General features: G+C 57.0%; 10 protein-coding genes. 3 read left to right on the forward strand and 7 right to left on the reverse strand.

Annotated features, from left to right (window positions below; translation table 11 throughout):
- Window positions 1–212, forward strand: a 212-nt coding sequence (locus MP439_10675; GenBank protein MCI2976518.1) for a hypothetical protein, incomplete at its 5' end; no start/stop codon positions are given.
- 151 nt (window positions 213–363) lie between these two features.
- Here the strand turns inward: MP439_10675 and MP439_10680 are convergent.
- The gene (locus MP439_10680; protein ID MCI2976519.1) at window positions 364–1314 is read right to left on the reverse strand and encodes an NAD(P)-dependent oxidoreductase; all 951 of its coding nucleotides are present in this window, start codon (window positions 1312–1314) and stop codon (window positions 364–366) included.
- Window positions 1315–1619: 305 nt separating this feature from the next.
- Here MP439_10680 and MP439_10685 point away from each other — a divergent pair, with 305 nt between their 5' ends.
- Window positions 1620–2132, forward strand: a complete 513-nt coding sequence (locus MP439_10685) for a GtrA family protein (protein MCI2976520.1) — start codon at window positions 1620–1622, stop codon at window positions 2130–2132.
- A gap of 302 nt (window positions 2133–2434) precedes the next feature.
- On the opposite strand, the gene MP439_10690 is transcribed toward MP439_10685, so the two are convergent.
- Both MP439_10690 and MP439_10695 read right to left on the reverse strand, forming a co-directional pair.
- Window positions 2435–3304: a hypothetical protein gene (locus tag MP439_10690; GenBank protein ID MCI2976521.1), complete on the reverse strand. Its 870-nt coding sequence runs from the start codon at window positions 3302–3304 to the stop codon at window positions 2435–2437.
- Between the two features lie 420 nt (window positions 3305–3724).
- Window positions 3725–5065, reverse strand: coding sequence for an MBL fold metallo-hydrolase (locus MP439_10695; protein MCI2976522.1), 1341 nt, complete (start codon window positions 5063–5065; stop codon window positions 3725–3727).
- A gap of 306 nt (window positions 5066–5371) precedes the next feature.
- Here MP439_10695 and MP439_10700 point away from each other — a divergent pair, with 306 nt between their 5' ends.
- Window positions 5372–6619 (forward strand): MFS transporter, encoded by a 1248-nt coding sequence (locus MP439_10700; protein ID MCI2976523.1) that lies wholly within the window; start codon window positions 5372–5374, stop codon window positions 6617–6619.
- A gap of 181 nt (window positions 6620–6800) precedes the next feature.
- Here MP439_10700 and MP439_10705 read toward each other — a convergent pair whose 3' ends face one another.
- The 4 genes from MP439_10705 to MP439_10720 form a co-directional block, all read right to left on the reverse strand.
- Window positions 6801–8018, reverse strand: coding sequence for a type II secretion system F family protein (locus tag MP439_10705; protein MCI2976524.1), 1218 nt, complete (start codon window positions 8016–8018; stop codon window positions 6801–6803).
- A complete protein-coding gene (locus MP439_10710; GenBank protein MCI2976525.1) occupies window positions 8002–9078 on the reverse strand; it encodes a type IV pilus twitching motility protein PilT in 1077 nt (358 codons plus the stop codon). Before MP439_10710 ends, MP439_10705 begins: the two co-directional genes overlap by 17 nt.
- Before the next feature lie 63 nt (window positions 9079–9141).
- Complete coding sequence (gene tadA / locus MP439_10715; GenBank protein ID MCI2976526.1) at window positions 9142–10854, reverse strand: Flp pilus assembly complex ATPase component TadA; 1713 nt, start codon at window positions 10852–10854, stop codon at window positions 9142–9144.
- 343 nt (window positions 10855–11197) lie between these two features.
- Window positions 11198–11422, reverse strand: coding sequence for a hypothetical protein (locus tag MP439_10720; GenBank protein ID MCI2976527.1), 225 nt, complete (start codon window positions 11420–11422; stop codon window positions 11198–11200).
- Between the last annotated feature and the right edge of the window lie 835 nt (window positions 11423–12257).

Here is a 12257-nt window from a genome sequence, read left to right on the forward strand (position 1 = left end):
AGTCTCTCCTTTGCCGTGGTCAAGAGTTTGCGGATCCGATAGAGGGGATCCCCGCCTCTGCCTCGGTGGCCAAGGATGTTGTGTTGTACCCGTCTTCTGGTCTCGTCAAGGCGAGTATTGGCGAGCTCTATCCGATCTTCCGAAGATGGAGTCAGGTGCCTGATGGTGTCGCGAGGTGCCCTACGGACGTGGACGACGCAATGAAACTATAAGCTAGTACGTGCGGTACTATCGAAACAAGCGGGGCCGTCACCTTGTCTGCTCAATCAGCAACGGCGAAGCAGCTCGCCCCCAACAACAGGCAAGCGATGACCGGACTTGTGCTGAGCCAATCAACCAAACCAATAGGCAAAGCCAATTTCCTTAGGCCTTCGGCATCGTCTTTTCAATCGTGGCCAGGAAACTCTCCCACGCACGGCGCAACCCAGTCTCGAGGTTCACATTGGCCTTCAACCCAGCAGCACGCGCCCGATCCAGCGAGATGCGCACTCCCGCCATTTCGCCAGCCTTCGGTGGAATCCGCGGGGGATCAAGCTCCTTGCCCACAACCTGGCCAACCAACGCCACAAGTTCGTTCACTGAGACGCTTTCACCCGAGCCGAAGGATACAGGTCCGGCAAACCGACTCTCTGCCAAGCTAAGAAAGGCACCTGCAACGTCCTCGACGTAAACAAAGTCGCGGAACTGATCGCCACTGCCATAGATCGCGAATTCGCCCGTACCCTGTGCGTAACGGAAGAGTCGGGGAACGATACTATCCTTTCGCCACATGTCGGGGCCGTAGACGTTCGTGAGACGTACAGCTGCGACACGAACACCGTAACACTCGGTGTAGGCCGACCCGAGCATCTCATCGGCCGCCTTGCTGGCACCATAGGGAGTCAGTGGGGCCAACGGCGAATACTCCGTGATCACGTCCGAAGTCGTCGACCCTCCAACCACGGCGTTCGTGGAGGCGAGAACCACTTGTTGGATGTCGTGGTTGCGAGCATACTCCAATGCGTTGTGAAAGCCGACCAGGTTTGACTTAAAGACATCATCAGGATCTTTGATTGACTCCAACACCGATGTTCTCGCAGCTAAATGTACCAGCGTGTCCGGATCATCGCCGACCATGGCCCCAAGAGCGGACCATGTAGCGATGTCTTCGATCGCTCCCTTCACGTAGTGATCGACATGATCGACCCTCGGTGAGTTACGATCGACGATGGTGACCTTCGCTCCCTCGCGTTGCAGTCTCCTGACGAGGTGCGTTCCGATAAAACCCGCACCCCCTGTGATCACCACGTGGCGAATGCCGTCCCGCTCAGTCAATGTTATACTACCTTACCGCTTCTGACGAAGCCTCTTGGACCACCATTGAAGCCAGAACAAGATGTCTACAGGCCTCGCGATCCTGACCTGACTAGCACCTTGATGATTTACTCGTCAACACGGACGCTCTCCCCAGGTACCGTCATATTTGCCTTCCAGTATATTAGCCGTGGCCACACGAGAGGAGTATTTGGGTGCCTTTACTCCATCACCTAACCAAATGGTAACATTTACACCCCTGTGACCTGGACAATCGCTCGGCTGAGCGTCACGTCGCGGACGATACTCTGCTATACTGGCCACAAGTGGATACGATCGAAATCGTTGTTAAACGAATTGCAACCGTTTTTATTAGTGGACAACAGTACGACCGGCTTCGGGCACTGTGGTCGCGGTTCTGGCGCTATGCAACCGGTTCGATCATCACGGCAATCTTCTCTCAGCTGGTCCTATTCTTTGTGTTCTCGGTGCTGCGACTGGAAAACGCCAAGGACTCAGCGATCACCGCCACCCTTATCGGGGCGATTCCGTCGTATTTCATCAATCGCTACTGGGCATGGGGCAAGAGGAGCCCGTCGTCCCTTAGACGAGAGGTGCTGCCGTACGTTCTCATGGCCGTCACTGGCTTGGTGTTCTCGACATGGTTCGTCGATTTCGCACACTCGAATGCAGGCTTTCTGGGGTCGTCACGGATCGTTACCGATGCCGTCGTGCAAGGTTCGTACTTGCTCTCGTTCGTCATCCTTTGGTTTGGAAAGTTTACCTTCATGCATAAGTGGCTGTTTCGATCTGAACCGGCCGTGACCGCCTCAAACTAGCTCCGAGGCAGGACACCCCCTGGTGGTGGCCATCCGACACCTAAGCTCGAACCATCCCTGGGCACGCAAAGTGTCCATACAGCGTGCGCATACGGCGTAATGGCGTGTCCAACAACCATCTACTGCCAATCAGTGGACACGGCACCAGTCGCTGACACTAGTGAAGCGGATCGGCTGACAACCACATTGCGCATGGGACCCTTGAGGTGCAATGCATTGACGCGACGGCCTGAGAAGACCACGGCTATGTCCACGGGCACACCAAGGTACTCGCACAGCTACTCCTTGGACGCAATATCAGGCTAGGCTCCCTGGTTACCAACGCGATCCCGTAGGGCCTGCCAGTCACGGAAGAGTCGTTTGAGGAGGCGTGCTGAGCCTTTGGGCTCTATTCGAAGGGGGCTCTCCTGCCATCCTGGCACATCAAGCAAACCGGCTTGCACCAGAGCAGCGATCGGGCTGAGCACGGTCACCGGCTCTTGCCCGAGCGTAGCGAGATCGAGTGCCACCGCCTTGAGATAGGGACTCCAACCGATGACGCAATAATCGCCATCGCCGCCTGCGGCGTAGATCGTGGCAGCACAATCGAACACCAACCCCGCACGTATCATCTCAGGCGTGGTCGTCGCAGAGATGCCAACGACCACCCTGGACCACTCCCCTACCACGCTCAAACAGCCATCAAGTGGCACCTCTGCTGCGCCTTGAGGGGAGGGATCGTCATCCTCGATTGACGCCAGATCTCGTCCAAGGGCAGGGACATCAGGCCACGGCCACGTAAAGGTTGGTGACGTCGTCGAAATCAATGGGTGAAAGAGTCGCATGACATCGTCGCTGATCGCAACGATCATCTGCTGCTTTCTTTGTTCGGCGACCAACGAACCAAAATCGACCCGATCTAATTCGCAACCACGCCATCTGACCCGTGCGAAGCCGGGTGCCAAGTTTGCCAGCAGGCACGGAGCCACCGGCGCTGCATCTCGACCATGGCCCGCCTGGCTGCCTTGGGCACGACGCCAGCCAAGATCACCAATGTCCACCATGACGGGTACCAGGCGTTCGTTGGCGCAGTCAGCCATCAGTTGGCGCATCTCTTGATCGTTGGTGGGGCTTGCTTGCATACGATCAACTCGCTTGGCGTTGAGCCGATAGACCGCGCGTTGATCTACCAACGCCACCCCATCACACCTGCCGATCTCGCCTAAAACCGTGGCCATCCCTACGAATCTAGAGCAACAGGCGAACGTGACCGACGGATAAGCGCATAGACCCCGCAGTCAGCAAGCGAGCAGAGCCTCGTCAGTGCATCTGTCACGATTTGCTGGCCAAGCGTTGGGCACGAGATGGACTCAGCAACCACGCCCGCCATCAGCACCATGGACATGAGGTTACTCACCGCGCTCACAACGCACTATTCAACCAGTTGCTGATTCTCCAGAGCACAGATCCTCAAACTGCGTGGCCCTGTCCGTCTGGTGGTTGTGACACACCCACTTGAGGGACCGCGCCCACTGGCACCGTTCAAAGCGCTGTGGCTGTTGGGCTCCATCGCTTGCCAACACACCAAACGACCTGAATGCCCCTGTCAATCGCTAGAGGTGAGCGAGGCCATTGGCCAGATCGTCGTCGATCACAATTACCTCGTACCCACGCTGTTTGAGCATCGATCCCGCAGCCGAGGCGCGATACCCAGCCGCGCAATGGACGACCACGGTGGTGTCGATGTCGAGCTCGTCCAGTCGATTCGCCACCTCATAGATCGGGATCTGTTTAGCACCTGGAATCTTGCTCTGCCGATGTTCAGACGGGTTGCGCACGTCGAGCAGTTGGTGAGGCGTTTCACGAATGCCATCGAAGTAGTCATCGAAAGTCACGGCCTGGATCGTGCCTTCGCCAAGCTCCGCGGCAAGCTCTTGGGCCGATACTTGACCGATGACATGCTCAATCCCGATAAATCCAAGCGAACGAACCGCTGCAAGCGCGTCTGAGGATGCATCAGTGACCAGAAGGATCTTTGAGTCACTCGGGATCGTCCAGCCGAGATAGGTCGAGAACAGACTCCCGTACTCCATCAGGTAGGACCCACGAGGGTGACCGTTAAAGTGCTCCTTACGCTTCCGAATATCGATGGCTATCGCCCCATCGCCGAGTGCACCCGCCGCCTCGTTTCCTGACAGTATTACCGGCTCTTTCGGTCGAAGTGCAGTTGCACCGGCAAGATTAGCGGGCCCCATATGTCGATAGTACGCCGGGTAAGGATCGTAACTCGCCATCAACATCGCGACGAACTCATCCTCGCTCGGATACTTGTACACGATATTGACCCGCCGCTCCCCTGACAAGCTACCGTCTGACTCCTCTTGAACGGACACGGCCGAACAGAACGAACCAAAACCATGTGTTGGCATCAGCCGTGTCTCACCCGGAAGCTGCTCAATGAGTCGGTGTGCGCTCTGATACTGTGCGCGCGACAAAGGCTCCGTCATCTCCTCCGAAATCAGGTCCGTGCGACCTACACTTCCATAGAGCACCGACCCTCCACTCATGATCGCACCAACAGGATCCTCGCTTGTCGTGACAAAAAATGAGATGTGTGTCGGGGTATGACCAGGCGTGTGCAGTATCGTGACGTGTAGCGGTCCAAAGTCGAATACGTCGCCATCTCGCACCCCAACTCGTTCGAAGGACACTGGATCCTCAGCGTGCACGAGGTATGGTACCTCCAACTCACTTGCGAGCGCAAATCCCCCGCTGACGTAATCGTTGTGCATATGGGTGTCCCCGACGCCAGCGATGATCAACCCCCGATCAGCACAGGCTCCAATGATGCGATCAATATCACGCTGGGGGTCAACCACAAAGGCTGTCGTCCCCTCGTAAATCACGTACGATCGGTCTCCAAGTTCCGGCGTCGCTACCACAAGGATGTCCATCGACTAACTCCCCTCTCAGCACATACCCATGGATACCCCACAAGGTATAACCATACTAGCACATCATCACACGACGATGTGATCATTTGGGACCGTAGTTAGGGAAGCCAACGCCGAATTCACCTACGAATCGCTACTGTCATAGGTTTATTATCATCACGATATCACTGCTTCCTGCATCCGATACCTAGGAGCGTGCTGGATAAGTCATGTTTCAAGAAAATCACAGCTCTCTGACTTGGACTTGTAGCATCTCAGTTTGGCAATAATCGGGCTTATTCAGCACGCTCCTAGACTGGGATGGTTATGCACGAAGCGAATAGACAACCTCGATCTCGCACCATTGAGATCCTCCGGGACCCGGTGATCCAACGCTTGACCATCGCACGCAGCTTCGTCTCACTCGCCAATGGGATGTTGCCAGTCGCTCTCAGCTTCACCATCCTCACATTGCTGCACTCGGCGACCGACCTCGGCCTCATCTTGGGGGCGGAATCGGTGACAATGCTGGTGACGATCATCGCTGCAGGAGTCCTTGCCGACCGCTTCCCGCGCAAGCACCTCTTGGTCACCTCTGACGTCTTCTTTGGCGTCAGCATGCTCGCTACCGGCCTGCTTGCCTTCGGGGGCATCCGCATTCTGGGCTACTACCTGGCAGCGGCAGCACTCATTGGACTAGCTGACGCCCTTTTTGTCCCGGCCTTTGAGGGATGGGCCCAGGAAGTCATCCCAGCAAACCAACGACAGCAGGCGAGCGCCGTCAGGAGCATTTATCGAAACATCGGGTCGATTGCTGGACCATTCCTTGCAGCCTTCCTGGTAGTCCTCGTCTCAGCCCCATTGTCACTGGTAATTGCCGGAGTCTTACCGATCATCGGTGGATTCATCTTTACCCAGCTGCCGAACGGATCCCGCACTCGTGGCAACGACATCACATCCTTCATCGCCGAGCTGCGCAGCGGCTGGGGGGCCTTTCGATCGCTAACCTGGATTTGGGTCATTGATCTCCAGTTCGCACTCTGGCACGTTGTCATCTGGGCACCGCTGATGGTGCTGGGACCCGTAGTGGCAGAACATTACTATCACGGGGCCAGCAGCTGGGCGTTGATTTGGGGTGGGGCTGGCACTGGCGGCGTGATTGGCGGGCTCATCGCATTGCGATATCATCCCAAGTTCCCGGTACGCACCGGCACCATCGCGATGGTGCTCCTCACGCCCGCGATGGTCCTGCTCGCCCTGCATGCCAACGTCTGGCTCACTTCGGGAGGAGCCCTCCTCGGCGGGATCGGACTCGAGCTCTTTGGTACTCTTTGGTCTTATAGTTTTCAGACCCATGTACCGCCAGAGGTGGTTTCAAAGGTCGCGAGCTTCGACTTTCTTGCCTCTGTGGCCTTCTTGCCCATTGGTCTGGTCATAGCGGCCCCACTGGCCAAGCTCATCACCAACGAAGGCGTGTTCCTGCTTGGTGCCGGCTATCTGGTTCTTTCGGCAGTCGCCGTCCTTCTCATACCATCGGTTCGCAACCTACCGCGAACGCCAGCACCAAAGAGCTGAACATACCCGATCATCAGCTCGATCGATAGTTGGTTCGCCAAGAGCTGTGTTGCAACATCACCGGTAATACAACCAACCCATGATGGGACTCTACCCGGCTAACCCCAGAGGTGGACGTCTGTTCAATGCCTGATTGAGTGTCGTATTCGATCACCAACCATCATCGCGGTCAGGTGCATCATCACTTGAGCAGTTTGATAATGTCGAGCATCGGTAGATAGAGGGCAATGACCATACCTCCGACCACGGCGCCGAGCACGACGATCAGGAGTGGCTCAAGCAGTGACGAAAGTGAATCCGTCATAGCTGAGACCTCTTGGGAATAGAAGCGGGCGATCTTTTCGAGCATGGTATCGAGGGAGCCAGCCTCCTCGCCGACCGCGATCATCTGCGCGACCATGGGCGGAAAGATGGGGTGAGTACCGAGACGCTCTGCGATTCCCTCCCCTTGAGAGACACCGCGCTTCGTATCAAGCGCCGCCGCCGAAACCAGCGAGTTGTTGGCAACACCACTCGCGATCTCTAGTGAAGGAACCAGGGTAACACCACTGCGTATCAGTGTCGAAAGCGTTGAGGCAAATCTGGCTACCGCATACTTCTGTATGAGTACGCCGAAAACCGGGAGTTTGAGCACGAGGCGATCGAGCATTGCCTTACCACGCTTGGTGCGACGCAAGCGAATGAACCCGACAACAAGTCCCACGTAGAGGATGATCAACAACGGAAAGAACGTGACGGCCAGATGGGAGACGAACATCAAGATGCGTGTGGGCAATGGCAACTGACTGCCGAGCGAGGTGAAGATGCTCTGAAACGTCGGAACCACGTAGACCAACATCGCCGTCAAAATAACGACCACGAGCACCACCACCGCACCGGGATAGGTGAGCGCCGATTTGATCTTGCGTTGCAACTCTACCCGAGTCTCAAGGGTCTCGGCAGCTCGCGAGAGTACCTGGTCCAAGGTCCCAGATACTTCACCGGCTCTCACCATAGCCACGAACAGGGTATCAAAGACCTTGGGGAAGCCAGCTACCGCCTCTGAGAATGACTTACCCGAGGTGATCTCTTGACGGATCGAAGTCACGGCATCACGCAACGTCGGGTTGTCGGTTTGCGCCTGCAGTATCGAAAGCGCACGCACAATGGTGATACCTGATTCGATCATGGTTGCGAACTGCCGAGCAAAGACGGCAACCTCGGCGAGCTTGACCCTTCTCGAAAGGCCGAGGTTGACATCGCGTTTCAGGACCGGAACACGTTTCGCGTTCACCGACACCGGCATGAGGCCTAGGTCATGGAGATGGCGAAGGACAGCCTCACGACTGTCAGCATCGATCGCGCCTTGCCTCACCTTGCCTTGGCTATCGCGAGCGCGATATTCAAAGGTTTCGAGCACCAAGTCCCCCCATCGCGTCGTAGAGTTCCCGTTGATTTGTGGTCGCCAGCAGGGCAGCCTCTCTGGAGATGTGCCCCAACTTCACAAGTCTGAGCAAAGCTGAGTCCATCGTCTGCATACCCATCTGAGCACTGGACTGCATGATCGAGTAAAGCTGGTGACTCTTGGCCTCACGAACCACGTTGCGTACCGCTGAGGTAGCCACGAGCACCTCCACAGCGACGGCCCTCCCGGGCCGATCACACCGAGGAATCAGCTGTTGGGTAAGGATCGCCTGGAGCGAGGCCGCCAGTTGCACCCGGATCTGCGCCTGCTGGAAGGACGGGAAGACGTCGATCATACGATCGATGGCCTGTGGAGCATCTTGGGTGTGTAAGGTAGCAAAGACCAAGTGCCCGGTCTCGGCAGCCGTAATCGCCGCAGCGATGGTCTCGAAGTCGCGCATCTCACCCACCATGATGACATCAGGGTCCTGGCGCAACACCTGACGCAGGGCGGTGGCAAACGCTTTGGTGTCGGTCCCAACCTCACGTTGGTTGACGATCGAGCTGCGATGCGAATGTAGGAATTCGATCGGATCCTCGATGGTCACGATGTGGCGTCGCTGGGTCCGATTGATCAGATCGATGATGGCTGCGAGGGTTGTCGACTTCCCCGAACCCGTCGGGCCGGTGACGAGCACAAGCCCCTTTGGAATCTCCGCAAACGTCTTGACCACCGGAGGCAACTCGAGGGTATCAAGCGGCGGAATCTCATGGGGAATGACGCGAAAGACCGCTCCGATGCTCGATCGCTGTCGAAACAGGTTTAGACGAAAGCGCCCCAGACCACGCAACGAGTACGCCAAATCCAGCTCCCAGGACTCCTCGAAGCGCTCACGCTGAGCTTGGGTGAGGATCGCATAGACACCGTCTCGGATACTCTCAGGATCGAGCTCTGGGAGGCCTTCAAGCTCGCGTAGCGCCCCATAGACGCGAATCAACGGTCGTGCACCAACTGAAAGATGGAGATCACTGCCACGAGCTGCGATCAGTTCACCTAACAGCGTGTCGATCGATATCCGATGAGAGGTCTCCAGCACCTGCCCTATCCTTCCTTGTCCGACGGCGTCTCAAATTCCCACTCAAATCAAAACCCGCAGTATCTCTTCTATCGATGTAATCCCATGCAATACTTGAGTGAGGCCCGCTTGACGAAGACTGACGAAGCCTTGGGCTCGTGCGATACGCGCAAGCTCTTCACTTGGCGCACGAGCTGCGATTGCACGCCCCATCGGCTCGGTGATCTCAAGTAGTTCATGCAACGCCACCCTCCCGTAATAACCGGTACGAGAACAGCGCTCGCATCCATTCGGTGCCGGATGAAACAAGGCAAGCGGCTCCTGTTGGATCGCCACGTCAAAGCCAAGTTCGCCGAGCTCGGTGGTCGTGATGGTCGAGGGAACTCGACAGTTCAGACACAGGCGACGCGCCAAGCGTTGGCCCACCACGGCGGTCAGGGCACTGGCGACCAGATAGGGTTCAACACCCATCTCAAAGAGGCGTGTCGGTGTCGAGAGCGCGTCATTGGTGTGAAGAGACGTGAGCACCAAGTGTCCGGTCAAGGCTGACTCGATTGCGATCTCAGCCGTCTCACGGTCGCGAATCTCACCCACGAGAATGATGTCAGGATCGGCCCGAAGAATCGAACGCAACGCAGAGGAGAAGGTAACACCAGCAGCTGGGTTTACCTGGATTTGCGCAATTCCACTAAGTTGATACTCCACCGGATCCTCCACTGTGATGACGTTCGTCTCAACTCGGTTGAGGCGATTGAGCGTGGCGTATAGTGTTGTGGACTTACCCGAACCAGTCGGTCCTGTGATGAGGATGGTCCCCCAAGGCTTGTCGGTGAGCCGATCATAGAGCCGTCGAACATCAGGCAAGAAGCCGAGTTCACCAAGGTCCAAGCGCGCCGTCCCGGTGTCAAGCACCCGAATGACCACTTTTTCACCGAGATAGGTCGGCAGCGTCGCCACCCGGAGATCCACCTTTTGCCCCTCGATGCCAACGCTGAAGCGACCGTCCTGTGGTCGACGACGTTCGGAGATGTCGAGTCCCGCGAGAATCTTGATGCGCGTCATCAGCTTGGCGTGCACGTTCACGTTGAGCCGTCCGACCTCATGGAGCACACCATCAATCCGAAAGCGGATGCGAATAGCTCCATTGATTGGCTCGACATGAATATCCGAGGCCCGATCGAGCACCGCTTGCGAGATCACTTGATTGACCAATGAGACGATCGGACCATCTTCTACGACATCAGCGACTTCAGGCTGGGAGGACTCCTGGGTCTGTTCAGCCTGTTCAGAGCGGTCAAACTGCGCCTGGAGGTTGAGCTGGGAGCGCTCTATTGTCGCTAGTAACTGCGAATACGTCACTACGACTAGGTGAAGGTCCCTGCGTAAAATGGTCTTCAAGTCGTCTTTGGCAACGATGTCGGTGGGATCCACCATCGCTACCATGATGGAACTGGCTTCCTCGCGAAGTGGAAGAGCCAGATACCGACGGGCTGCACGCGCAGGGAGCAGCCCAATGACCGTTGGGTCAAAGCTCATACCATTGAGGTCAAGCTCTTCGACACCATAACGTTCCGCGAGAAAATGGCACAGCGCCACCTCGTCGAGGGCGCGACCCTCAACCAAAGCTCGGATGATCGAGTGCTGTTCACCCTTGGTTTCAAGGATTTGACGCAACACCTGTTCGTCGACGAGCCCTGCACTGATGAGCCCGCGGGCAAGCGACGACAATTCAGGGGTCGTAAAGGTGCGCTCTAAGCCCGGCTCTATCATAACCATGATATCGGCCCAAACATCGGATCGCCGAAGCGTAAACTTTCCACAACCACCCATGATCGCAGCGTGCGAGCCAGCGTTGGGTTGCCACCGACCGGATCTCTTTTCGATGGTGAACCTGTGAGCACAATCGAGGAACACTACAAATGGCCTCAGCCCGAGCTCCTGATTTTGCATAGGCATCTGAGATGAACTGAGCCCTTCACTGGCAGTCTTCGCCGGGTGGAGAAGTTACCGTACGACCAGGTATCCTTCCACGATATCTGGGCAATGGTAGTGCGAAAGTATCATCGCCATATAAGACCTGGATCCACCGACGCACCCGGGCCCGTGCGAGCTATTTAGCCTAGGCCCTTCCAACACCCTCGAAGTCTGCACCATCGACCGCGACGGACAGGTCTGGTTCGGCGCCAGTGACGTAACCCAGGCGCTGGGCTATCGTGATGCGCTCAACATGGTCCGTAGGCTGGATGAGGATGAAGTGGATACTCACAATCTGAGTATCCAGTCCAAAAACGGCACAAGCCAATTTCGCGAAGTCACCATCCTCCGCGAGACTGGCCTCTATCACGCTCAGCTCAAATCACGCCGTCTAGAAGCAGAACCATTGCTTCGCTGGGGCACTGGCGAGGTCCTGCCGGCGGCCATCCAGCGGCGGGTATGTCGGGCATACCGACTCCAAACTTGTGCCGGGCGCCTGCGATCGGTCGGGCTGCCGGCACCAACCGCCACTCATGTGGCTGTAGTTAGCCTGGCGCCAGAATCATCCTCATTGTTCAGGTTGATGGACGCTATCGGCCAGAACCAGTCCCCGACGGCACCATGCTCTGCACCGCTCGGCAGATTGCTGACATCGACCAAGCCAACGGTTACATCCTCGCCAAGCCCGTGGACAGGAGTTTACGGTATGCAACAGCGCGCCCTCTCGGTTGCTTCGGCGTGATAGGCACAAATCCATCGAGGATCACCTGACCGCAGCCCGGTCACGAATATTGGCCCAGGGACGGGTTGAATAAGCCCCAGCTCTATGGCAGGCGCTGGAGTCGACACCGGCATGGCTTCCCCCACCGGGCCATGATACCTTCCACCTAGTAACCGACGGTAGGTGTAGGTAAGCAATGAGATGCTCAATCGAATCGTGATAGAGGGATTCTGCCCAGCCAGAAGCTTTGCAACCGAAACTATTACCCCCTTCGACTCCCCTTAGCCACCTATCACTCCCGGGGACATGGGTTGTAGATAGGTTCGCTCCTGGTCTTTGCTTTGACCACGGCCAAGGGGGACCGCTCCGGTGGGCGAGGCAAGGGCAAGATCGGCAAACGAGCGCAAGACCTACGACGCTATCGCTGCAATTCGAGCCAAGGCCGCCCGTCGTCGCAAGGACTGGCACCACACAACTTCCCGCG

The sequence above is a fragment of the Ferrimicrobium sp. genome (genome assembly GCA_022690815.1).
Taxonomy (GTDB): domain Bacteria; phylum Actinomycetota; class Acidimicrobiia; order Acidimicrobiales; family Acidimicrobiaceae; genus Ferrimicrobium.